This window comes from Sediminicola luteus, from assembly GCF_040566555.1.
Classification (GTDB): domain Bacteria; phylum Bacteroidota; class Bacteroidia; order Flavobacteriales; family Flavobacteriaceae; genus Sediminicola.
On the sequence record NZ_JBEWYP010000001.1, the window covers coordinates 342924 to 367612 of the forward strand.

The following is a 24689-nucleotide window of genomic DNA, read 5'->3' on the forward strand; positions in this document are numbered from 1 at the left end:
ACCTCACATTTCATGTACTATAGGTTCATCTCCTATCTGAAATTTTTATGGCACTCCAAAAATGAACATGGGGTGCATTCCCCTTTCATTTTCAAGTACGTCACCCAGTGCCTGTATGCCAAGAAAAAGTATTCCAAAGACAAGGCACAGAACGTGGTATTAAAAAGCTTGGGGTATTTCCAATGCCAGAGTTTGACTATTGTCCCATCTAGTATAGACTTTGAATCAGAAGTGAAAAAGAATTTTCCAACTATTACTGTGGAACCTATTTCGGTAGATCTTATTTACATCTCTGACTTTACGGAAGATGTATTGCAGGCCTATATTCCAAACAATAAGAAAGTAAGGAACGATACCGTGGTTATATTAGGCAATATCTACAAGAATAGGAAGAGCGCCAATCTTTGGGAAAAACTTAAGGAGTCCGATAAAATTAAAGTTACCGTGGATATGTATCATTGTGCCGCGCTATTTTTTAGAAAGGAACAAGTAAAGGAACATTTTAAGATACGGATTTAATCCTTTAATTTTAGAGTGTTTAAATCAATGTCATGAATTACACCATATATATTATTTTGGCCGTTCTCGGGTTTATTTATGTCATTAATCTAATCTATACCCGTAGAAAGATCAACAAAAGAAAGTCCAAAAAATTCATGGACCGCTCCGATGAGGATCAAACAAAATAAGCAAAAGGCCATAGCACAAAACTTAAACATGAAAATTTACACCAAAACAGGAGATAAAGGCACCACGGCATTGTTCGGAGGAAAGAGAGTGCCCAAACACCATATTCGCATAGACAGTTATGGCACTATAGATGAACTAAACTCATGGTTGGGTTTGATCAGGGACCAAAACATAGATGAGCATTCCAAAAATACCTTGACCCTTATACAGAACAAGCTATTTACCGTTGGGGCTATCTTGGCCACGGATCCAGAAAAAGCTGTTCAGAAGAATGGAAAGGAAATATTGAACATTGCCAAGATCAACGAAAAAGATATAGAGTACTTAGAAAAAGAAATGGATTGCATGAACGAGGCCCTTCCCCCAATGACTAATTTTATTCTCCCGGGCGGTCATACCACGGTATCTTACTGCCACATTGCAAGGACGGTTTGCAGGAGGGCTGAACGTTTGGCCACCCATCTTTATGAACATGAGCCCTTTGACAGCAATGTTCTATCATACATCAATAGGCTTTCGGATTATCTGTTTGTACTTGCCCGTATGTTATCAAAAGATCTAGATGCTGAAGAAATAAAATGGATTCCTGAGAAAAAAGACTAATAAATTTGAATTTTATTCGTTAGTAAAGTATTGAATATAAATTATTGTTAATAAATTTGCAGAAATAAATCGAGAAAAACTTGACTATGTCATTTTAAAAATTATTTTTGCAAAAATTTAAATTATACTATTGCGATGTATTGGACATTAGAATTGGCTTCATATTTAAGTGATGCACCTTGGCCAGCCACCAAAGACGAGTTGATTGATTATGCTATTAGAACAGGTGCTCCTTTGGAAGTGGTTGAAAATCTTCAATCTATGGAAGAGGAAGGCGGAGAAATCTATGAATCTATTGAGGAAATTTGGCCAGACTATCCTACAGAAGAAGATTACCTCTGGAATGAGGACGAATATTAGATAAAAATTAACGGAATTACATCAAAAAAGTCTCATATGAGGCTTTTTTTTTACGTAATTTTGACCCTACTAATCTAGTTTCGGACCTATAGGTAAATTGAATTATTCAACCCCTAGAAGAAATAAAACACAGAAACTAACCGCAGTACCCATACTGAGGCTAACGTTTCGTTTAAAATATATTAAGTTATGAGTTTTTTAAACACTGTTCTAAGAGCATTTGTTGGCGATAAGGCCAAAAAAGATGTAAAGGAACTTCAACCCATGGTAGATCAGATCAGATCCTTTGAAAAAGCACTTGAAGGATTAAGCCATGACGAATTAAGACATAAGACCATTACCTTCAAAAACAAAATCAAAGAAGATTGCAAGGGCCTAAATGATCAAATAGAGGCCCTGTTAAGAGAGGTTAAGGCATCCACGGACATCGACAAAAATGAGGATATCTATGCGGAAATTGACAAGCTGAGAGAAGAGGTGTACAAAATCTCCGAAAACACCTTGAACGAAATTCTCCCAGAGGCCTTTGCCGTGGTGAAGGAAACAGCTAAACGTTTTACAAACAACACGACGATAAAGGTAACGGCGACGGAATTTGATCGCGAACTATCAGGAAAAAAAGATTATGTAACCTTAGAAGGTGACCATGCCATTTGGAAAAACTCATGGGATGCTGCCGGAAAGCAGGTTACATGGGATATGATACACTACGATGTACAATTAATTGGCGGGATAGCACTTCATCAAGGTAAAATTGCAGAAATGCATACAGGGGAAGGTAAAACGCTAGTGGCTACCTTACCCGTATACCTTAATGCCCTTACCGGTAAAGGGGTGCATCTGGTAACGGTGAACGACTATCTTGCAAAAAGGGATAGTGCTTGGATGGCACCAATATTTCAATTCCACGGCCTTACCATTGATTGTATAGATCAGCACCAACCTAATTCAGATGGTAGAAGGGCTGCATACAACTCCGATATAACCTACGGTACCAACAACGAATTTGGTTTTGATTACCTAAGGGACAACATGGCGCACACGCCTAGCGATCTAGTTCAAAGACCTCACAATTTTGCAATTGTGGATGAGGTCGATTCTGTTTTGGTTGATGATGCCCGTACCCCGTTGATCATTTCTGGACCTGTTCCTGAAGGGGATCGTCATGAGTTCAATGAATTAAAGCCAAAAGTTGCCGATATCGTACAGACCCAAAGGCAATATCTTACAGGTGTATTGGCCGAGGCTAAAAAATTGATATCTGAAGGAGACACCAAAGAAGGTGGTTTCTTGTTGTTACGCGTACAGAGAGGTTTACCTAAGAATAAGGCCCTGATTAAGTTTTTGAGTGAAGAAGGTGTTAAGCAACTACTTCAAAAAACAGAAAACTTCTACATGCAGGACAACAATAGGGAAATGCCCAAAGTAGATGAGGAGCTATTGTTTGTTATCGATGAAAAAAACAACCAGATAGAACTCACCGATAAAGGGGTTAGTTATATTTCTGGGGAACAGAACAGGGATTTCTTTGTGATGCCCGATATTGGTAATGAAATTGCCAAGATTGAAAATCAAAATCTTGATATTGAAAAAGAGGCCGAATTAAAGGAAGAACTTTTCAAGGATTTTGCAATAAAAAGTGAACGTATCCATACCCTTAACCAGCTATTAAAGGCATATACCCTATTTGAAAAAGATGTGGAGTATGTGGTTATGGAAAATAAGGTGATGATCGTTGATGAGCAAACTGGTCGTATCATGGATGGCCGTAGGTATTCGGATGGTCTGCACCAAGCCATTGAGGCCAAGGAAAATGTAAAAATCGAAGCGATGACACAGACATTCGCTACGGTGACCTTACAGAACTACTTTAGAATGTACCAGAAACTGGCAGGGATGACAGGTACCGCCATTACCGAAGCTGGAGAATTCTGGGAGATATACAAGTTAGATGTAATGGAGATCCCTACCAATAGACCTATTGCAAGGGATGACCGTCAAGATTTAATCTATAAGACTAAAAGGGAAAAGTACAATGCCATTATTGAGGAGGTTACCAAACTTTCGCAATCTGGAAGACCGGTATTGATAGGAACTACCTCTGTAGAAATTTCCGAATTGCTTTCCCGAATGTTGACCATCAGAAAAGTACCGCACAACGTATTGAACGCCAAACTTCACAAGAAGGAGGCCGATATTGTAGCCGAGGCCGGTAATGCTGGTATCGTTACCATAGCCACCAACATGGCAGGTAGAGGTACGGATATCAAATTGAGCAGCGAGGTAAAAAAGGCAGGTGGATTGGCCATTGTTGGAACAGAAAGGCATGATTCAAGACGTGTAGACCGTCAGTTAAGAGGTAGGTCTGGTCGTCAAGGAGATCCAGGAAGCTCCCAATTCTATGTTTCCCTGGAAGATAACCTAATGCGCCTTTTTGGCTCTGATAGAGTTGCCAAGATGATGGACAGAATGGGATTGGAAGAAGGTGAGGTCATTCAACATTCCATGATGACAAAATCCATTGAGCGTGCACAGAAGAAAGTAGAGGAAAATAACTTTGGAGTACGTAAACGCCTCTTGGAGTATGATGATGTTATGAATGCTCAACGTGAAGTGGTCTATAAAAGGAGAAGGCATGCTTTACAAGGAGAAAGATTACAAGTGGATATTGCCAATATGATCTATGATACCTGTGAGGTAATTGCGGAAACGAATAAAATGGCCAGCGATTATAAGAATTTTGAATTTGAACTGATCAAATATTTTTCCATCACCTCCCCTATTACGGAAGCGGAATTTTCAAAGATGACTGTTCAGGAAATTGCTGGAAAAATATATAAAACAGCATACGAGCATTATAAGTCCAAAATGGAGCGTAGCGCAACTACGGCATTTCAAGTAATCAAAAAGGTTTACGAGGATAATTCCAATAAATTTGAAAGAATTGTAGTTCCTTTCACCGATGGTATAAAATCATTAAATGTAGTGACCAATCTTAAAGAGGCCTACGAGAGTAATGGTAAGCAATTGGTGACAGATTTTGAAAAGAATATCTCCCTGGCTATTATTGATGACTCATGGAAGACTCATTTACGAAAAATGGACGAACTTAAGCAGTCAGTTCAATTGGCCGTACATGAGCAGAAGGATCCTTTGTTGATCTATAAATTTGAAGCCTTTGAATTATTTAAGGGAATGATCGAAAAGGTGAACAAAGAGGTGGTTTCCTTCCTTTTTAAAGGAGAACTTCCTTCTGAGAACACCAATCAGATCCAAGAGGCAAGATCGGTTAGAAAACCAAAAGAAAATTTACAGACCACGAAGGAAGAAATTCCAAATAGCGATGAGTTGGCTGCCCAAAATAGGGCTGCTGGCCAAAACCAGGGCGGAAGACCTCAGGTTACGGAAACCATTGTTAGGGAACAAGCTAAAATTGGTCGCAATGACAGGGTCACCATTAAAAATATTATGTCGGGAGAAAGCAAAGTCTTAAAGTACAAGCAAGCCGAACCCCTAATAGAAAAAGGTGAGTGGGTGATAACTGAGAAGTAATTTTATCAACTATTTTCTATTATGTCTTTTTTAATGTATTAAAAAGGATGTATTAGACCGAATTTAAGGAAACGGCAACCAAAAAAAGGTTGCCGTTTTTGATTTTATCCAAAAACATATTTAGCTTTACGTCATATCAGAGATGCATTCCTTGAAGCTATTACTAATTCTGAAACGTTTCTTTATTTAATCTGTTTAGGAATTAAAAAACCAAGCCATGAAAAAGCCAACCAAAGACTATAATCGATTAATGGATAAAATAAAGCTGACGCATAGGGTAAATTATCTATCCTCTGCATTAATGCTTATCTTTTACCCTATAGCATTGTTTTTATTGGATATAGGTCAGCCTATACCCTATATTTTTCTTGCCTTTGGTCTGTTGAATATTATAAATACTTTGATATTCAAATTGCACAATAACCTTATTTTAACCTACAATATAACGTCTGTACTTGCAACCATTGGTACTGTATTAATTACCCTTTACAGTGGGGGCATAAGCAGTCCGTTTATTTTCGTATTTGGGATTATTGTTTTCGCAGCCTATGCAACTACCAGGCAATACGGAAAGGTATACCTCTATCTCAATTTGCTAATTATAATATTGATATACGTATTGAGTTCCTCCGAGTATGCCATTACGGAAAATGTTGTTCCCTTGGCCAATAGAAGCTTGTTTGCCCTTTTTTGTGTCCTTTTTTCTGTATATATGATAGGGGGTGTATTTGGGAAATTCCTTTTAAAAGCTCATCATAGATTGTACAAGTCCAAGAGAGAAATAGAAGATCGAATTTCCGAAAAAGAAACACTGCTGCGAGAGGTACACCATCGCGTTAAAAACAACCTCCAAACGGTATCAAGTTTATTGAGCCTACAAAGCAGAAGTATTGAGGACAAGAAAATTAAGAGTCTTATTAAAAGTAGCCAGAATAGGGTTATTTCCATGGCAATGGTACATGAAATGCTTTATATGAGGGACGACTATTTATCCAAGATCGAGTATAAGAATTATGTACATGAATTGAGTCAGTACTTAGTGCGTTCGGTCAAAGGAAACAAAAACAATGTAAAGCTCAATATAGACATTGCGGATATCAAGTTAGGCATAGACACCGCAATTCCTTTGGGCCTACTGATCAATGAAGCCATTACCAACGCCCTCAAATATGGTATAAAGGACGACATGGAGGGAATTATCCATATTGAGTTAAAACAAGAGAATGAAAAAGAATTCGTTTTGAACATTGGTGATAACGGAGATGGCTTTTCGGATAGCATTACGCCCCAAACTTCAAAATCCTTAGGTCTTAAATTGATCCATAATTTAGCCCGACAATTGAAAGGTTCAATAACCAAAGATCTTTCCCTCAAAGGCACTAACTACATCATCAGATTCCAAGAAGTCACCCAAGAGTTCAATTCCGTGGCATAGCAACCAGGCTATTGGCATCACAAAAAATATGCTTGAAAAATAGCAATTGTTCTAGATACATCCGTACACATTAACAATAGCTTAATACTCATATCCATTCGTTACCATAGAGGGTTGGTTTAGGAATTTTATCGCTATATTTAAAACGACTAATTCAAAAACCATCTTACAAATGTCAAAAAAACTACTCGTTTTGGCACTGCTTTGTAGCACCACCATTTTTGCACAAGATTATTTCCTTAAAAAATTTGAACCATTCAAGAAAGACATCCCCTCCCCTGAAGAATTTTTGGAGTATGGCATCGGAGAACATCATACAAGACATGATCTCATTGTTGCCTATTTGGAGAAATTGGCAGAAGTATCGGATAGGGCTACCATCTATCAATATGGGAAAACCCATGAGGGAAGAAAATTGGTAATTCTTACCATCAGCACCCCAGAAAACCTATCTAATTTGGATGGGCTAAAACAACAACATCTGGCCTTTACCGATCCCGCTAAAAGTGTAACCAATTATGATGAAGTTCCGGTTTTCATCAATTTGGCATATAATGTTCACGGGAATGAACCTTCCAGTTCCGAAGCAGCCCTTTTATCGGCCTATACCTTCGTGGCCTCGGAAAATCCCGAGATTGTGAATTATATAAATAATGCGGTAATCTTCATAGATCCCACCATAAACCCAGATGGTCGTGACCGTCATACGCAATGGGCAAATTCCTATCAGGGCACCCCTTTGGTTCCCGATCCACAAGATGCAGAGCACAATGAAAATTGGCCCATGGGCAGAACCAACCACTATTGGTTTGATTTGAACAGGGATTGGTTATTGGCCATTAACCCCGAAAGTAGGGGCAAATTAAACTGGTACCACCAATGGTACCCGAATGTGGTCACTGATTTTCATGAAATGGGCTCTCAAAGCACCTATTTTTTTGAACCTATGAAGGCCAATGGTTCGTTGGACCCTATTATGCCCAAAGAAAACTATGAGGACCTCAACACCTTATTTGGTGATTACTTTGCCAAGGCACTGGACAATATTGGATCCCTATATTTTACCAAAGAAGTATTTGATGGCACCTATCCCGGATACGGTTCTTCCTATCCAGATTTACAAGGGGGCTTGGGTCTATTGTTTGAACAGGCAAGCTCTAGGGGTCACAAACAGACTACAGATTTTGGGGAGATTACCTTTCCTTTTACCATTAGGAATCAGTTTACATCTAGTATTACCACGGTTAAGGCGGCCGTAGAGAACAAAGCGATGATGAGGAAGTACCAACAAGACTTTTTCAAAAGTGCCTTGAGCAAGGCTTCAAAAAGCAAAATAAAGGGATATACCTTTGGTGACGACTTTGATCAAAATAGGGTCAAAGCCTTTATTGATAAGCTATTGCTGCACCGTATCGAGGTGTACAAGTCGAGCAATGGCTCCTATGTTGTTCCTACAAAACAACCGCAATATAGAATGGTTCAGACCATGTTCGAAACCTATGATAAATATAGGGATAGTGTTTATTACGATGCTTCCGCTTGGTCCTTGGCCAACTTCTACAACATGAAGTATAAGCCGGTCTCCAATGTATCCCTAGGAGAAAAGATAGATAACACAACTAATATTGTTTCTGTTCCCAATTTTGAAAAATCTGAGTACGCCTATATCTTGGATTGGGACGACTACAATACCCCGGCAGCACTGCATCAATTGCAAACGGCAGGTTTAGTGGTTTCTTCTTCCTCCAAACCGTTCAGTAGTCAGACAGTCACAGGTGAGAAAAGTTTTAATTATGGCGCCCTTGTCCTTCCTGTAAGCCTGCAGAAAAAATCATCCGAAGAAGTTAATCAAGCTTTGAAGAAGGTGCAAGATAAATTTCAGATTCCCATTTATGCCATCAATACCGGGTTGAACCTAAAAGGCAATGATCTTGGAAGTAGGAGCATCAGTGCTATTTCAAAACCGAAAATCGCCATGCTTATCGGGAATGGGGTAAGTTCCTATGAGGCAGGGGAAGTATGGCATCTCTTGGATACCAGAGTGGGAATGCCCATAACCAAAATTCCCATGAGGAATTTTTCTCGCTCCAATCTATCTGGCTACAACACCCTGGTCATGGTTTCTGGAAAATACGATCTGGACGACAAAGAGCAGAACAAAATAAAAGATTGGGTAAACAGTGGAAATACTTTGATCACGATTGGCACGGCTTCCAAATGGGCCATTGACAAAAAGTTGGTTGAAGAAAAATTAATCGAAGCGAAAAAAGATTCCACTAAGACCATTGTTCGTAAGCCTTATGTTAACGCCGAGGAAAACAATGGCAAAGAGAGCCTGGGTGGAGCTATTTTTAGGGTAGAGCTAGATGTGACCCATCCTTTAGGGTTTGGCTATCATGACGCCACCATTCCGGTCTACAAGAACAATACCGTTTGGCTGGCGCCAAGCAAAAACGAATATGCGACTGTAGCCAAGTATACCCAAGACCCCCACATAGACGGCTTTATTACCGATAAAAACTTAAATGAGTTCTTAAAACCTGCGGCCTCCCTTATTGTAAGTAAAGTTGGTAGCGGCAGGGTAGTTCTTTTTGCCGACAACCCCAACTTTAGGGGTTCGTGGTACGGAACCAACAGGTTGTTTATAAACGCCTTGTTTTTAGGGGATAAAATTAATGTACCAGAATAATCCAAATCTATCTATGAAAAATATAACGATCTATCTTACCTGTTTATTTATATGCTGTTCTTCTTTTGGTTTCGGTCAGGAAACAAAAGGACAAGGTCCATATTCACAACTAATAATCCGCGGGGTAACCCTTATCAACGGTAATGGTGCTCCCCCACAAGGGCCCATTGACATCGTTGTTGAAAATAATGTGATCACCCAAGTACAGGTGGTCGGCTACCCAGGTGTGCCTTTGGACAATTCCAAAAGACCACAATTGAAAGCAGGGGGGAAAGAACTCAATTGCGAAGGCATGTACTTGTTACCAGGATTTATAGATATGCATGGGCATATTGGCGGTACGGCACAAGGAGCAGATTACGACTATGTCTTTAAACTATGGATGGCACATGGCATCACAACAGTTAGGGAACCAAGTGGTAGAGGTGTGGATTGGACGATGGACCTGAAACGAAGAAGCGCTAAAAATGAAATAGTTGCCCCAAGGCTCTTTGCCTATACCGGTTTTGGTCAAGGCAGCAAAGAACCAATCAGTACTCCGGAAATGGCCAGGGAATGGGTACGGAACAATGCAAAAAAAGGTGCCGATGGCGTTAAGTTTTTTGGCGCCTCCCCAGAAATAATGGCAGCAGCCTTAGATGAGAACAAAAAATTAGGCCTAAAATCGGCCTGTCACCATGCCCAATTGGATGTAGCGCGTTGGAACGTCCTTAATTCAGCTAGGGCAGGACTAACCAGTATGGAACATTGGTATGGCTTGCCAGAAGCGTTGTTTGAGGACAGAACCGTACAAAATTATCCACTGGACTACAATTACCAAAATGAGCAGGATCGTTTTGAAGAAGCGGGAAAATTATGGCAACAAGCGGCCAAACCCTATTCAGATCACTGGAATAAGGTTATGAACGAGCTGATCAGCCTGGATTTCACATTAGATCCCACCTTCAACATCTACGAGGCCAGTAGAGACTTGCACAAGGCCAGAAGGGCCGAGTGGCATGACGATTACACCTTGCCATCGCTTTGGGAGTTCTACCAGCCTAGTAAAGTATCCCACGGCTCCTATTGGCATGATTGGGGTACCGAACAAGAAGTGGCATGGAAGGAAAATTATAGGCTATGGATGACGTTTGTCAATGAATATAAAAATAGAGGAGGTAGGGTAACAACTGGTTCAGATTCAGGTTTTATCTTCCAATTATATGGTTTTGCCTATATCCGTGAAATGGAATTGTTGAGGGAGGCTGGCTTCCATCCATTGGAAATTATACGTTCTGCCACCTTAAATGGTGCTGAAGCTTTGGGAATGTCAAATAAAATTGGATCTGTAGAAGTTGGCAAGTTGGCCGACTTTGTAGTGGTGGAAGAAAATCCGTTAAAGAATCTAAAGGTATTGTACGGTACAGGAGCTATTAGGCTGACCGAAGACAACAAGGTTGAACGCGTAGGCGGAGTAACCTTTACCATTAAAGATGGAATTGTCTATGACGCCAAACAATTATTGAGAGAGGTAAAGGAAATGGTCAGACTCGAAAAGGAAAAAAATAAATACACCATTCAACAACCAGGGGTAGAAAAGGATTAAGCCAATTTAGCATTGTTCTTTTTTGTAGTGAAAGTCAATGCTTTCAAAACCCTGGCGTTTTTGTTCTTGTACAAACGGGCAACATCATTCTGGGTAGTTGTAGAAACCTCGTTGAACGTTTCGTTGTTCGTGGTAGTTACAATACTTAAGGTAGCAGTTTCAACTTTAACGTTATCATTAGCATCTTGTGCCTGGGCAGCAACTCCGATAAAAAGAACAAAGATTAAAGTTAAGATGGCTTTCATAATGGTAACGTTTTGTTATATAAGTAGAACGCCAATTGTGTATTTGAACTCGATGTAATTCGTCTAAAGCCCCTTATTTTTCGGTATCTGACAAAGGATGGGATTAAGTGCAAAAAAAGGTCGATAAACGGCAAAGGCATAAAATATCGCATACCGATATTATGTGCAGTTTATCGATGTCAAGATCTCCTAGGTTTATACCCTCTAGAGTTCTGACATCGATTTATGGGAGGTTTATTACATGTGAATACTTTCCCTAAAGCATCTTTTCAGCCAGAAACTCCTTTCTAACGGGAAGAGAAGTCAACTTTGACAGGTAGAATTACCTTTTTGGGAAGTTCTCTTATTGAGTTATAAAATAAGATGTGATGGTATGCTGGAGGATATACTCAATTATGTGTAGGATGAATATCGATAGCCGATATAATAGTGTTCCTTTCTAACTTCCTTTTCTACGCTTACAGGATTAAGCCAATTTAGCGTTATTCTTTTTTGTAGTGAAAGTCAAAGCTTTCAATACCCTTGCGTTTTTGTTTTTGTACAAACGGGCAACATCATTTTGGGTAGTTGTAGAAACCTCGTTGAACATTTCGTTGTTCGTGGTAGTTACAATACTTAAGGTAGCCGTTTCAACTTTAATGTTGTCATTAGCATCTTGTGCCTGGGCAGCAACTCCGATAAAAAGAACAAAGATTAAAGTTAAGATGGCTTTCATAATGGTAACGTTTTGTTATATAAGTAGAACGCCAATTGTGTATTTGAACTCGATGTAATTCGTCTAAAGCCCCTTATTTTTCGGTATCTGACAAAGGATGGGATAAAGTGCAAAAAAAGGTCGACAAACGGCAATGGCACAAAATATCGGTTACCGATATTTTGTGCAGTTAATCGATACGGTATAACCGTACACTTTACTTCCTATAGCTTTTTGGGTGTTTTTACGAGGAACAGTTTCGATGAGTAGGACCTATCTAGTCATATCATCCTACTTATATCACCGAAGTCTATCCAAAAAGCAATAGCGGCCTTAATCAACTTTCATTGCCTAAGAGGTCCACCTTTGAATTCAGGAATCGATGTCTTTTACTTGCTTCTAACCTTTATTGTTCTTAAGCGCCTTTTTTGAAGTTTAGGTGCCAATACAGAATATATATAATACAATAAACCAGTACTCAGAATGATTTCAACCATGATTAGGCCAATTTAGCATTGTTTCTTTTGGTAGTAAAGGTCAAAGCCTTCAAAACTCTTGCATTTTTGAACTTGTACAAACGAGCAACCTCGTTGTTGTTCTCTGTAGATACTTCGTTATACTTAGTAGTTGTATTAGAAGTAACGATTGTAGTTTCAACATTCTCAACTTTAATGTCATTTGTTGTTTCTTGTGCTTGGGCAACAACTCCGATAAAAAGGATAAAGACGAATGTTAAAATAGCTTTCATGACTTGGGTTTTGTTTTGTAAAGGTACCCCCGCATGTAGGCTATGATCTTCTAAACTCGCTAAAACCCCTTATTTTTCGGCTATTGACAAAAGTTTGGTTGAAGTGCAAAAAAAATCCGATAAGTGAATTTGAAGTTAAAATCACTTATCGGAATAATAGGCAGTTAATCGGAATGACCCTAATTTACCTTCAATAAAAAATTAGGATTCGGACAATTGTTGGCGAAATATTCCAACTCTTTTGTAGTAGAAACCCCCGGGTAGTCCCCTTTGTAATCACCCATATCCTCAATAATCTGAAAATGGAGGTGTGGGGCATAGTTTACGTTGATATCGGGCGTCCCCAATGATGCTAGTATTTCCCCCTTGCTATATTCTTTACCCACAAACATTCCGCTTAAGGATTCAACGGACAAATGTCCATAGAGGGTATGGAATTTTATCCCCTCTAAAATATGCTCTAAAACAATGGTCGGACCATAATCGCCTGAAGTATCATTATTCCTAAAACTATGAACCCTCCCGGCTATAGGCACCCGTACCCCTGTTCCTGCCTTGGCCCAAAAGTCCATGCCTAAATGGACGTTCCGTTTATCTTCAGATGCTAAAAAATGTCCATTCCCATTGTATAAGTTTCTTTGTTCCAAATAACCACCATAGGCTACCTCTGCCCTATTCTCCCTAAAAATGGAATCTATGTGCCTTTGACAAACTTCTGCATTCGTAATATCAACCCCATCCAGAGAAGTGTTTTCCGTAGATAGGTCCAATGACGTATATTCCTCTAAAGCAAAGGTTTCCAATATGGGTATAAAGGCACTGCTGTAATTTTGAAGTGATCTTTCCAAGGGGGTTAATATGGACATATATAAAGGTGGCTTTGATTGAATTTTATTTCAATTCAGATATCAATACATTGATCTTACCGGTTAAATTATCAATGGCCCTGCTATATCGCATGTCCCATTCCTCTAGTCGGTCTGATGATTTTAGGGATATTTCATATTCTATCCCAGGCAGCATCCATGAAGCATAGCCACTGAAAGGATCAGTAGAAGCGTATAGGGACTTGTACCAATCCCCATAATACATCCCCTTAGAATCTATAAAGCTTTTTTCCAGGGCCAACATTTTTGAATTGATAGATTTGATCTCATTTTTAGACAGGCTACTGTTGTTCAACACAGTGGTCAAACTTGTTTCAAATCGGGCAGCAACCTCCTCCAATTTTACAAGGGAAGAATCCACAAGACCAAAACCCTCAAAGTTTTTGTCAAATGACTTTACACCGGCAGTTGCTTTTTCAAAATGTAACTTAAGGTCCGTTGCATATCTTTTTACATCGTATGGGATAATTTCCGCATTGGCCAGCCTCAAGGTCAATATTCCTACCAGTTGCTCTACCATAGGCCCCATTTTAAATGATGGGTCTACAAATTTTTCATAAAAACCAAAACTGTCATAATTGGTATGATACAATGTTGGTCCGGATGTACCGCCACTTAAGGAAGGTACTCCCACATGCATATAAAAACCTATATGATCCGAACCGCCACCGAGGTTTCCAATTTTAGGGGCGTCATTATCTCCTTTCCAAACTTCGTAAACCGTTTTATCTGTTTCTGGATAATTCACTTCTTTGGAAGCTTCCACCAATACCTTCTTTAAAGTAGGCGAGGCCGATGCCCCAAACTTCTTACCAGATACTCCCCCATCAAAATTGAGATAGGCCACCGCCTTGGCGTTTAGTTCATCTTTCATTTGTTCAACCCATTCCGCCGAACCGATTACCCCATGCTCTTCAGCATCCCAATGGGCAATCAATATGGAGCGCTTAGGCCCTTTTCCTTCTTTGGCTAGTTTTCCCAACGATTCACTAAGCCCCAATAACATTGCCGTTCCACTATTGGGATCGGTAGCACCGTACCCCCAAGCATCATAATGACATCCTAAAATTATCCATTCATCAGGATATTCAGTACCCTTTATGGTGCCCACTACATTATGAACCCTAACAAAATCCCTTTTTTGATCCACCATCAAACGCAATTTCAATTCATCGCCCCCGTCCAATCGATAGGTAAAAGGAAGTCCACCTTGCCACCCTTCCGGAACTACCTTCCCGGACATTAGTCCCAATATTTTTTGGGCAGACCCATAACCAATAGGCGTTACCGGTATGGTATGCATATTGGTATCCTTGGGATCCAGACGTTTAATTTTTTTCTTTCCATCTAAAGGAAGAGCTGGTTCATAGGGGGTCAATGGATCTCCTGTAAATTCCTCTGTGAGTACTGACCCACGTTGAATTGCACTTTCATTGGAATACACTCCTTCTGGGTACACCAATCCTTTTGTAAAACCACTATCTGCCGGATCAGTATAAATGATGAGTCCGGCCGCACCATTTTCCTCTGCAAATTTTGCTTTATAGCCCCTAAAGTTTTGTCCATATCTGGCCAAGACAATTTTACCCTTTACGTCAACGCCGAGTTCCTTCAATTTTTCAAAGTCTTCCTTGGTACCATAATTGGCATACACCACTTCTGCCGTTACATCCCCACTGCCCGAATAGGCATTCCACCCTTTCCATAGGTCGGCACTGGAAGAATAGGCATCACCTTCCAAAATAAACTCTTGTTGATTCAGGGGTTCCCGGATGGGTGTAACCAATTCTATCAAGGAGGTTCCAGGGTTTTTGGACATATAGATGTCATATGGATATAACTCTACTTTCATTCCTGCATTTTTCATGACATTGGCCATGTAATCCCTCACTTCCTCATTGGCCTTACTTCCGGCCACGTGTGGTTTTTGGGTCAATGTCTTTAGGTGGATCTTATACTGGTCAAAGTCTACAGTTTCCAAGAAATAATCTTCAACTTGTTTTTCCTTGGTCTGTGACTGGGCCAAAAAACCATCATTGGATTGTGCAGTTGCTAAATAACTGAATGAAAATAAGACAATGTGTACTAGTAATCTTCTCATATTTGGTGTTGTTTATACTATTAATTGGTCGTTCTATTGTAAAGACCGATAACCAGATTCTTTCCTTTCAAATATAAAGGGAAATCATGAAATCTTTCTAAAGTCTAGCTTGAAATATAGAAGTAAACAAAACTTTAAAACCATTTAACAGCATACTTCGTAAGTATTTGTAAATTCAGACTACTATTTAAAAAAAAAGAAACCATGAAGATGCTTAAAATTATTGTGGTCAGTGCCATTGCCTTGTTCAGCACTAGCTGCCAGTCAAAAAATAAAAATCAAAAACCACAGGTTGATAAGGTGGCCTATGGTGCCCAAGACCTTAAAGAATATGAAACGGCTTATTTTGCCAGTGGCTGTTTTTGGTGTGTGGAGGCCGTTTTTGAAAGTGTCAAGGGTGTTAAAGAGGTGATATCCGGCTATGCAGGTGGCACTGAGTTGAATCCCACTTACGAACAAGTCGCAATGGGACAGACTTCCCATGCTGAGGCCGTTGAAGTATATTACGACCCAAAAGTGGTTTCTTATGAAACCTTAGTAAAAGTATTCTTCGGATCCCAGGACCCAACTACCTTAAATAGACAAGGACCCGACAGAGGGGCACAATACAGATCTGTTGCTTTCTATAAAAATGAAGGGGAGAAAAAAATAATTGTGGACTATATAGCCAAATTAACAAAGGACAACGTCTACAATAACCCAATCGTAACAGAAGTAACCCCGTTTACTAAATTCTATGTTGCGGAAGATTACCATCAGGATTATGAAAGGAAACATCCTAACAATCCATATATACAAGGGGTTTCAGTACCTAGATTAAAAAGGTTCCAGAAAAAATTTCCAGGACTTTTAAAAACTGATGCGCATTGAAATAAGAATTTGACTACTTTACAGCGAAAATAGTATCTTCGATATATGAAAAAGCTGTTAGTAATATTTTTATCTTTCATGGTCTGGAGCTGTTCTTCCGACAAAAAAGTAGACCATCAAATCATAGAGGTTAAGAAAGCGAGCAAAAGCCCAAATATCGATGGGAAAGATATGGATGATTGCTGGAACAAGGCAGAGTGGCTTGCTATGGACCAAAATTGGTTGGGAAACGCTTATACCTACAAGGATTTTAGTGGCCGATACAAATTAAGTTGGGATGAAAGTGCTTTATATATCCTAGCGGAAATAACCGATGACGTCTTATATGACCAGTATGAAGATCCTTTAAAATTATGGTGGGATGATGACTGTGTTGAAGTTTTTATAGATGAAGACAACTCAGGTGGCCCACATCAGTTTAGCCATAATGCTTTCGCTTATCATATTGCTTTGGACGGGAATGTTGTTGATTTGGCCCCTGATGAATTACCAAGGTTGTACAATGACCATATAACTTCCGTAAGAACCACCAATGGGCAGACCAGCACCTGGGAAATTGCCGTTAAAATATACGATGACAGTTTTATCGATGGAGAAAAAAATAGTCCGAAAAATTTAGAGACAAACAAAAAGGTTGGTTTTGCCATTGCTTATTGCGATAATGATGGCAGCAAAGAACGCGAAAATTTTATCGGGTCTGTATTTGTACCAGGGGAGGACAAAAATCAAGGTTATAAAAATGCCAATATCTTTGGAACCTTAGTGTTATTGGAATAATCGGTCTGATGGATTTCTGATAATATCAACATGATCCTTCCAAGTCAAACCATCCCTGTTTTAATCTTGAAACCTAAAAGACATCCAGTTTATTGCTGAAATTAAACCAACTTTTGGGCATTGTCCCTTGAAATTTGGCAAAAACCTCTATTTTTATCGCTATTCTAATTTTCTTCCTTTGAAACAAATTACCATTAAAAACGAATATATATCCTTAACTGTTTTGGAATACGGGGCCATTATCCAAAAAATGATGGTGAAAGATAAACATGGTAAGGAACAGAATGTAGTTGTAGGACATGAAAAACCAGAAGCCTACTTAAATGATCAAAATGCCCTAGGTGCGTGCATCGGCAGATATGCAGGAAGGATTTCGCGAGGTGGGTTTCATTTGGATGGTGAGTTTTATCCTTTACCAAACAAAAATGGGGTGCATTTGCACGGCGGTAAATTAGGGTTTGGAAAGAAATATTGGACACTCAAAGAAGAGCACTCAGGGAACAATCCCTTTATTAAACTCTCTTATAAGAGTGAAGATTTAGAGGAAGGATATCCTGGTAACCTTGAAGCTTATGTCACCTATAAATTAATAGACAATTCCCTACATATTTTACATGAAGCTCAAACCGTCAAAACAACGGTCATCAACCTGACCAACCATTCCTATTTTAAATTGGATAATGAAAATTCTGTAGCCCATTATAATATGGAATTAAAATCCGAAGGCTTTTTGGAATTAGATGAGCAGTTGGTGCCAACAGGAAGAATCAAGAATGTTGTGGATACCCAGAATGATTTTTTGTCAAGTAAAAAAATAGGTCCTACTAGTTTGGACACCCCTTTCATTGTTGAACCCCATTGTGAGAATGCTGTCACTGTCTCTTCCGATGTTTCGGGAATTGTTATGAAGGTAACCACCAACCAACCAGCAGTGGTTATTTATACCCCTGGCGCTTTTCCTGCCATTTGTTTTGAGACCCAAAATTATCCTGATGCTCCAAACCACTCCAATTTTCCTTCTTCTATACTAGAGCCGGGAGAATTATATAGGAATGAATCAACTTTTGATTTTGGCACCTTATAAAACCAAAAAAGACCGTCAATCCTGATTGACGGTCCCTTCTATATTTTAGTTAAATCTATTCGTCCATTAAAAGATTCAAGTGTACTGTGATATTATCCCTTGTAGCCCTGCTATAAGGACAAATTTCATGAGCAGCATTTACCAGTTCCTCCCCTTTTTCTTGGTCCACTGTTGGCAAATAGCAATCTAAGGTAGCCTCCAATAAAAAACCATATTCGTCTTCTTGTAGGGCAATAGTTGCCGTCACATTAAAATCCCCTAAATCTTTTACCTTATGTTCTTTGGCAACAGCTTGTAAGGCACTGGCAAAACAAGTGGAATACGCCGCCGCAAATAACTGTTCCGGATTGCTGTATTTTCCCTCTGTTTTTGTTTTGCCTCCCGGCATTCTAACGTCAAAATCTATCAATCCATCCTCACTGGTCACATGACCGTTTCTACCACCTTCATTGGTTGCACTGCTCTCAAAAATAGTTTTCATATATATCATTTTTAGTACCCCTTAAAGTACCAATTGAAATTGAAACCACATAAAACTATCTCCTAAAATTATCCAAAATCCCTTGATCCTTCCTCCAATCCGCATATTTACAGATAATTTTTAATTCATCTCCATCCATAGAATCGGCGATCTTTTCCATGTGTTTGAATGGTTATTAGTAAATTAGTTCTATCAACCACAAAACCACCTAAAATGAAAGTATTAAAATGGATTCTAATTGTCGCAGTAGTAATAGGCGCATTATTTTACTTTGTTGGTCAGCCTTATTTAAAAGAACAGACCAAAAAGAATAGTCCGGAAAAAACAGCCACCTTCAAGGAAGATGGCATGGAAATGACGGTCAATTATAGCAGCCCTTTTAAAAAGGACCGAATAATTTTTGGAGATTTGGTCCCTTATAATGTAGTATGGAGAACTGGCGCCAATGAACCAACAACCTTTACTACTACCACCGATATTAAGATCATGGATAAAAACCTGCCCGCAGGGACCTATTCCCTTTGGACCAAACCAAGTAAGGATCAGTGGGAAATTATTTTTAATAAAGAGGTACCCGAATGGGGAGTCACTATTTTGAGTGGCGGAAAAGATACCACAAGAAAACCAGAGGAAGACATTGTAAATGTGGTAGTTCCCACAACGAATATGACAGAAGTCCTAGAAAGTTTTACAATTGATTTCGAAGGTAAAGATCCTATATTGCTTACCATGGCATGGGAAAAGACCAAAGTGAGTATTCCAATTAACAACTAGCATTGAGTACAGAAAAAAACACAAGTTCGGAGAGTATTTCTAAAATTAAATCTTTTAGAAAAAATATTCCGTCTGCCAAAGAGCTTACGGAAGGTATCTTAAATGGAAATAAAACCGCTTTGGGAAGGGCTATAACATTAGTTGAAAGCACCAATATCACCCATTTAAATAGGGCAAATGAGATTATTGAAAACTGCCTAACGCACACCAAAAACAGTATAAGAGTTGGAATCACTGGTGTTCCAGGGGTTGGAAAAAGCACCTTTATTGAAACTTTTGGCCTGCATTTGACGGCCTTGGGAAAAAAGGTCGCTGTTCTCGCGGTTGATCCCACCAGCTCTATTAGCAAAGGGAGTATTTTAGGGGACAAGACCCGTATGGAAGAACTGGTGAAAGATCCCAATGCCTTTATAAGACCTTCCCCATCAGGGAGTTCTTTAGGAGGTGTGGCACGCAAGACCAGAGAATCTATAATCCTATGTGAAGCCGCCGGCTATGACGTTATTCTAATAGAAACCGTAGGGGTAGGACAAAGTGAAACTGCTGTTCACGGTATGGTGGATTTCTTTTTGCTCCTAAAATTGGCCGGTGCTGGTGATGAACTCCAAGGAATCAAAAGGGGTATCATGGAAATGGCAGATGCCATCGTCATCAATAAGGCCGATGGAGATAACCTGAAAAGGGCGAAAATAGCGAAGACCGAATTTACAAGAGCCCTCCACCTATACCCTCCAAAGGAGAACGGATGGATTCCCAAGGTACTTACCTGCTCGGCACTGGAAAATAAGGGTATTCAAAAAATATGGGAACTTGTAGACACCTATCTGGAGGAGAATAAGAATAGAGGTGGGTTTCAACTGAAAAGAAGGGAACAAAACAAATATTGGCTGTTACAAACGGTTGAAGACCAGCTAAAGCAAAGTTTTTACCAAAACAAAGAGGTGAAAGTCCTTTTAGATCGTTTATTACTTGAAGTAATGGACAGCAAAATTTCTCCATTTAAGGCCGCTGAAAAGCTCTTGGCCCTGCATCAAAAAGAACTTAAATAAAAAGCCTAAATTTGCCCCTGAAATAACACCTGTCAATGAATATTATCACAGATTCTTTATTGTCCATCGTTGTTCCTTTATATAATGAGGAAGACAATGCTGCGCTACTTACAAAAAAAATCCACGAAAGCCTGGAAGGTTACAATTATCAAATTATCTATATCGATGATTTTTCTACCGACCACACTAGAAAAGTGGTCAAGGACCTGAAAGACGAAAAGGTGCATCTTATTGAATTAAAGAAGAATTACGGACAAAGCTTGGCTTTGGCTGCAGGTATAGATTATGCAAAAGGGGAATATATAATTACCATGGATGGGGATCTTCAGAACGATCCCAGTGATATCCCACAAATGCTGACCTATGCCGTAAGCGGGGAATATGATGTTGTAACAGGGATTCGCCAGAAAAGAAAAGATTCCCTGGTTAAAAAAATACCATCAAAAATTGCAAATTTTTTGGTGCGAAGGGTTACTAAATTGGACATTAAAGATAATGGTTGTGCTTTAAAGGTTTTTACAAAAGATATTGCAAAAGACTTGAACCTATATGGTGAAATGCATAGGTTTATTACCTTATTGGCACACTTGGAAGGTGCACAGATAAAACAAGTACCCGTAAAACACCATGCAAGGCATGCAGGAGTTTCCAAATACGGTTTGGAACGTGTTTTCAAAGTGGTGGCAGATATGATGTTGTTGCTGTTTATCCGAAAGTACTTCCAGAGGCCTATTCACCTCTTTGGTATTTTTGGTGTCCTATTGATCATTCTTGGATTTTTAATCAACATCTACCTCTTGGCCGTAAAATTGATGGGGGAAGATATTGGCACACGCCCTTTATTGATTTTTGGAATGATGTTCATCCTTGCGGGCATACAATTGTTTACTATTGGGATTGTCATGGAATTATTGATACGTACGTATTACGAATCACAAAGCAAGAGACCTTACCGAATTAAAAAAGTATTCGTAGGTGATAAAGCATCGTAAACACCTCATCACCGCATTAAAAATTAGTATTAGTGCGGTTTTGATCTACTTTATATTTTCGAAAATCAATATCGAAGAGGTCGTACAGACTATAAAACGTACCCAGCCTATATATTTAGTAATGGCGATACTGGCTTTTGTGGTTTCCAAGGTCATATCTTCCTTCAGACTAAACCTATATTTTCACGAACTAAAAATTTACCTCACTCATAAGAGCAATCTTAAACTTTATCTGTTGGGAATGTTCTATAACCTATTTCTCCCGGGAGGTATTGGTGGAGATGCCTACAAAGGATACTTGATCAAGAAAAAGTTTGACATAGTGACCAAAAAGGTGGTCTCCGTATTGGTCCTTGATCGATTGAGCGGGATGCTCCTTTTATTTATCTACGCCTGCCTCCTCGCCCTATTTTTAAATCAGGCAGATATACCGTTTCTTAAGGTCGTAGCTGTTGTAGGAATGATTCTTAGTGTTGTGGTCTTCTGGATTTTGAACAAGAAGTTTTTCCCTTATGTCCTACCTGTTTTTTGGTCGTCCTTTGGTTATTCTGCATTGGTACAATTGTTCCAATTGATCAGTGCTTTCTTAATATTGAAAGCACTACATCTAGAAGATAACACAGTGGCGTACCTATTTATATTCCTTATTTCGTCCATTGTTTCGGTATTACCGCTAACCATTGGCGGAATTGGAAGTAGGGAAGTAACTTTCTTCTATGGTGCAGCATGGTTGGCATTGGACCAAAATGCATCAATTGGCATCAGTATGGTTTTCTTTTTGATTACGGCACTGGTATCTCTATTGGGTATAGTGTACCATTTTAAAAAACCGGAACTGGATACCTTTGAAGTTTAATTGATATGCACCAAGTACATTTTGTCCACTATATTTTTGCGCTTGGCCGGATCCATAAATTTGGCCTGTAACCTGGTAATTCTGAATTGGTCCACTACGTACCTTTTATCCCATGTGAAGCCTTCCTCGTCTAGTTTAAGCAGCTCATCGTTGGTAACATAGATCCATACATCACTTTTCTCCCTAAGATCCTGTAAGGAAGCCATGGCCACGGGACGCTTATTATAGAAGTCCAATGCCCAAGTATACATCGGAGACACCTTGTAGATATCTTCCACCGGTATCTCTTGTTCTGCCACAATTTTGGCCATATTGGATCCTCCTTGATACTTTAATAAAGACGGATAAAAATGAAGGTTTAGTATAGCGTTTAGCAACAGTGATGTGTATATCCCTATAGTGAACACTCTAATGGCATAGTCCTCCTTCTTCAGACAAAAATAGACGATCACAGCCAACAGGATCCCCAATAAAACAAAGGAAAGTGTTGTTTGCAGTTTAAAGACAAAGAGGCACAAAAGAAGCACCGCAATAAATACAATAGCCAAAATAAAATACTGCAGTCCTAAAAATATCTTTTTCGTTTTCTGACTGCCGGTCTCATACATCTTGAAGAGATAAGAAGCCGTCAAGATAGAGAACAAAGGCATGGTAATATTTAGGTAATGGGGCAGTTTAAACTGTGCAAAACTTATGATAATGAAAATAAGTGTTATCCCTCCAACCGTTAAAAATTCTGTAGTGGGATCATACTTAAATTTTAATTGATACAATTTTTTCAGTCGTGTCCAATAGGCCGCTATCCCAAGTAATGTCCATGGTAAAAACACCCATAGAAACGTGTGGAAGAAAAAGAAGAAATCACTACTATTCTTCCCCACTCCCTCACCGCTCAAGCGTTCAAAACTTTGTTCCCAGAAAATAAAGAAAATACCACTTCGGTGGTCCTTCCCACGAATAACCTTTTCGGGATGTAGGTCGAACTGGTGATAGTAAGCATACAGCATGGGTGTAATGGTAATCGCAAAAATCACCAAGGCCACCAAGACGCGCCAATTAACCAAGGAAAGCCATTTTCTAGTGTAGGCCAAATGACATAAAATGGGAAAACCAATAACCAAAATAGCGATCTGGCCTTTGGTGGAAAATGCTATCCCTGCCCCAAATGCTCCTAATATTATTGACTGCAATTTGTGATGCTCTATAAAAGCCACCAAATGCCAAATGGCAAAAATGGTAAAACCTGTAAGTACCGCATCGGTACGCACATCCATGGTAGATAACATAATGGTCTGTGCGGTCATGAAGACCAAAGCCGCCAATTTTCCTGTAGCCCTATTGTATAACAATTTACCCAAACCATAGCAGCTATAGGCTCCCAATAAGGTAGATAGAATTCCTGGAATGCGATAGGCCCATTCATTAATACCAAATAGTTTGAAGGAAATTGCCGCAAGCCAATAGTGCATATGAGGCTTATCCAAATATTCTTCGGGACCTTTAAAAAGACTTAGAAAATCGTTCTCTTGGACCATGCGCATGGCCATGACGGCAAATTGGGCGGAGTCGTTTTCAAGAAGGGTAACGAACATTCCGGCCACATAGACCAAAATAACAAAAGTTAATAAAAACCAATACCTTGTTTTAGAAATCATAGAAGAATTTCTGAAGAGCAAATATATACAACTTTGTAAATAACCAGCTTAAAAATAAGCCTATTCCCATCCCTGTCAATATATCCAAAGGAAAATGGACTCCCACATATATTCTACTGTAAGCCACTACCGCAGCCCAAATAAATAAAAAGAGACCAATAAACTTATATTTTAAAGTCAATAACCTGGTGAAGAAAAAAGCCAACGCAAATGAGTTAGCCGCGTGGGCAGAGAAATAGCCATATTTACCTCCACAACTACTTTTTACCAAGCGCACCATCCCATTCAGTTCAGGATCATGGCAGGGCCGTAATCGCCCTACCCCGTATTTAAAAAAATTGGCCAATTGATCGGTTGCCGTAATGAGCAATGCCACCGTTACCACGATCAACAGGGTCTTTTTGAGTCCAAAGCTCTTATATGAAGCAATTAGTAAAAACAGGTAGAGCGGTATGGAACTTAATTTGTTGGTCATGAACAACCAAAAGCCATCCCAGGTTGTGCTCCCCATGGCATTGAGAAACAAGAAAAATTGCTTATCGAGTTGTACCAGTTGCTCCAT

Annotated in this window: 23 protein-coding genes; 15 read left to right on the plus strand and 8 right to left on the minus strand. The window is 39.3% G+C overall.

Annotation, left to right across the window (positions count from 1 at the left end; genetic code table 11):
* Positions 1 to 12 precede the first annotated feature (12 nt).
* The 8 genes from ABXZ32_RS01440 (at position 13) to ABXZ32_RS01475 (ending at position 10914) form a co-directional block, all read left to right on the plus strand.
* Complete coding sequence (locus ABXZ32_RS01440) at positions 13 to 519, plus strand: hypothetical protein (protein WP_354616903.1); 507 nt, start codon at positions 13 to 15, stop codon at positions 517 to 519.
* A gap of 32 nt (positions 520 to 551) precedes the next feature.
* On the plus strand, positions 552 to 689 hold the full coding sequence (locus ABXZ32_RS01445; RefSeq protein ID WP_354616904.1) for a hypothetical protein: 138 nt from the start codon (positions 552 to 554) through the stop codon (positions 687 to 689).
* Between the two features lie 28 nt (positions 690 to 717).
* A complete protein-coding gene (locus tag ABXZ32_RS01450) occupies positions 718 to 1293 on the plus strand; it encodes a cob(I)yrinic acid a,c-diamide adenosyltransferase (protein WP_354616905.1) in 576 nt (191 codons plus the stop codon).
* Positions 1294 to 1428: 135 nt separating this feature from the next.
* Positions 1429 to 1653: a DUF2795 domain-containing protein gene (locus ABXZ32_RS01455; protein WP_013551418.1), complete on the plus strand. Its 225-nt coding sequence runs from the start codon at positions 1429 to 1431 to the stop codon at positions 1651 to 1653.
* A gap of 189 nt (positions 1654 to 1842) precedes the next feature.
* Positions 1843 to 5205, plus strand: coding sequence for a preprotein translocase subunit SecA (secA, locus tag ABXZ32_RS01460; RefSeq protein WP_354616906.1), 3363 nt, complete (start codon positions 1843 to 1845; stop codon positions 5203 to 5205).
* 217 nt (positions 5206 to 5422) lie between these two features.
* Positions 5423 to 6640: a sensor histidine kinase gene (locus ABXZ32_RS01465; protein WP_354616907.1), complete on the plus strand. Its 1218-nt coding sequence runs from the start codon at positions 5423 to 5425 to the stop codon at positions 6638 to 6640.
* 172 nt (positions 6641 to 6812) lie between these two features.
* On the plus strand, positions 6813 to 9329 hold the full coding sequence (locus ABXZ32_RS01470; protein ID WP_354616908.1) for a M14 metallopeptidase family protein: 2517 nt from the start codon (positions 6813 to 6815) through the stop codon (positions 9327 to 9329).
* A 13-nt stretch (positions 9330 to 9342) separates the two neighbouring features.
* The gene (locus ABXZ32_RS01475; RefSeq protein WP_354616909.1) at positions 9343 to 10914 is read left to right on the plus strand and encodes an amidohydrolase family protein; all 1572 of its coding nucleotides are present in this window, start codon (positions 9343 to 9345) and stop codon (positions 10912 to 10914) included.
* Here ABXZ32_RS01475 and ABXZ32_RS01480 read toward each other — a convergent pair.
* From ABXZ32_RS01480 to ABXZ32_RS01500, 5 genes are all read right to left on the minus strand, one after another.
* The gene (locus ABXZ32_RS01480) at positions 10911 to 11159 is read right to left on the minus strand and encodes a hypothetical protein (RefSeq protein WP_354616910.1); all 249 of its coding nucleotides are present in this window, start codon (positions 11157 to 11159) and stop codon (positions 10911 to 10913) included. The genes ABXZ32_RS01475 and ABXZ32_RS01480 overlap by 4 nt on opposite strands.
* Before the next feature lie 466 nt (positions 11160 to 11625).
* On the minus strand, positions 11626 to 11874 hold the full coding sequence (locus ABXZ32_RS01485; protein ID WP_354616911.1) for a hypothetical protein: 249 nt from the start codon (positions 11872 to 11874) through the stop codon (positions 11626 to 11628).
* Positions 11875 to 12352: 478 nt separating this feature from the next.
* Positions 12353 to 12601 carry a hypothetical protein gene (locus ABXZ32_RS01490; RefSeq protein ID WP_354616912.1) on the minus strand — a complete coding sequence of 83 codons (249 nt, stop codon included), beginning with the start codon at positions 12599 to 12601 and terminating at the stop codon, positions 12353 to 12355.
* A gap of 179 nt (positions 12602 to 12780) precedes the next feature.
* Entirely contained in the window at positions 12781 to 13467 is a 687-nt protein-coding gene (locus ABXZ32_RS01495) for a peptidoglycan DD-metalloendopeptidase family protein (protein ID WP_354616913.1), read from the minus strand.
* A 25-nt stretch (positions 13468 to 13492) separates the two neighbouring features.
* Positions 13493 to 15589 carry a M28 family peptidase gene (locus ABXZ32_RS01500; RefSeq protein WP_354616914.1) on the minus strand — a complete coding sequence of 699 codons (2097 nt, stop codon included), beginning with the start codon at positions 15587 to 15589 and terminating at the stop codon, positions 13493 to 13495.
* Between the two features lie 204 nt (positions 15590 to 15793).
* On the opposite strand from ABXZ32_RS01500, the gene msrA reads away from it, so the two are divergent.
* From msrA to ABXZ32_RS01515, 3 genes are all read left to right on the plus strand, one after another.
* Positions 15794 to 16459: a peptide-methionine (S)-S-oxide reductase MsrA gene (gene msrA / locus ABXZ32_RS01505; protein WP_354616915.1), complete on the plus strand. Its 666-nt coding sequence runs from the start codon at positions 15794 to 15796 to the stop codon at positions 16457 to 16459.
* Positions 16460 to 16504: 45 nt separating this feature from the next.
* Positions 16505 to 17236 carry a CBM9 family sugar-binding protein gene (locus ABXZ32_RS01510; RefSeq protein WP_354616916.1) on the plus strand — a complete coding sequence of 244 codons (732 nt, stop codon included), beginning with the start codon at positions 16505 to 16507 and terminating at the stop codon, positions 17234 to 17236.
* A gap of 178 nt (positions 17237 to 17414) precedes the next feature.
* Positions 17415 to 18320 carry an aldose epimerase family protein gene (locus tag ABXZ32_RS01515; protein WP_354616917.1) on the plus strand — a complete coding sequence of 302 codons (906 nt, stop codon included), beginning with the start codon at positions 17415 to 17417 and terminating at the stop codon, positions 18318 to 18320.
* A 55-nt stretch (positions 18321 to 18375) separates the two neighbouring features.
* Here the strand turns inward: ABXZ32_RS01515 and ABXZ32_RS01520 are convergent, their stop codons facing one another.
* Positions 18376 to 18801, minus strand: coding sequence for an Ohr family peroxiredoxin (locus tag ABXZ32_RS01520; protein WP_354616918.1), 426 nt, complete (start codon positions 18799 to 18801; stop codon positions 18376 to 18378).
* Positions 18802 to 19014: 213 nt separating this feature from the next.
* Here ABXZ32_RS01520 and ABXZ32_RS01525 point away from each other — a divergent pair, with 213 nt between their 5' ends.
* Genes ABXZ32_RS01525 through ABXZ32_RS01540 form a run of 4 tightly spaced genes read left to right on the plus strand, consistent with a single transcriptional unit; the run spans position 19015 to position 22472 of the window.
* Positions 19015 to 19575: a DUF2911 domain-containing protein gene (locus tag ABXZ32_RS01525; protein ID WP_354616919.1), complete on the plus strand. Its 561-nt coding sequence runs from the start codon at positions 19015 to 19017 to the stop codon at positions 19573 to 19575.
* 2 nt (positions 19576 to 19577) lie between these two features.
* Positions 19578 to 20624: a methylmalonyl Co-A mutase-associated GTPase MeaB gene (meaB, locus tag ABXZ32_RS01530; RefSeq protein ID WP_354616920.1), complete on the plus strand. Its 1047-nt coding sequence runs from the start codon at positions 19578 to 19580 to the stop codon at positions 20622 to 20624.
* Positions 20625 to 20659: 35 nt separating this feature from the next.
* Positions 20660 to 21616 (plus strand): glycosyltransferase family 2 protein, encoded by a 957-nt coding sequence (locus tag ABXZ32_RS01535; protein WP_354616921.1) that lies wholly within the window; start codon positions 20660 to 20662, stop codon positions 21614 to 21616.
* Positions 21600 to 22472, plus strand: a complete 873-nt coding sequence (locus tag ABXZ32_RS01540) for a lysylphosphatidylglycerol synthase transmembrane domain-containing protein (protein ID WP_354616922.1) — start codon at positions 21600 to 21602, stop codon at positions 22470 to 22472. The genes ABXZ32_RS01535 and ABXZ32_RS01540 overlap by 17 nt, the downstream gene beginning before the upstream one ends.
* On the opposite strand, the gene ABXZ32_RS01545 is transcribed toward ABXZ32_RS01540, so the two are convergent.
* Positions 22469 to 24127, minus strand: coding sequence for an ArnT family glycosyltransferase (locus ABXZ32_RS01545; protein WP_354616923.1), 1659 nt, complete (start codon positions 24125 to 24127; stop codon positions 22469 to 22471). The genes ABXZ32_RS01540 and ABXZ32_RS01545 overlap by 4 nt on opposite strands.
* Entirely contained in the window at positions 24117 to 24689 is a 573-nt protein-coding gene (locus ABXZ32_RS01550) for a phosphatase PAP2 family protein (RefSeq protein ID WP_354616924.1), read from the minus strand. Before ABXZ32_RS01550 ends, ABXZ32_RS01545 begins: the two co-directional genes overlap by 11 nt.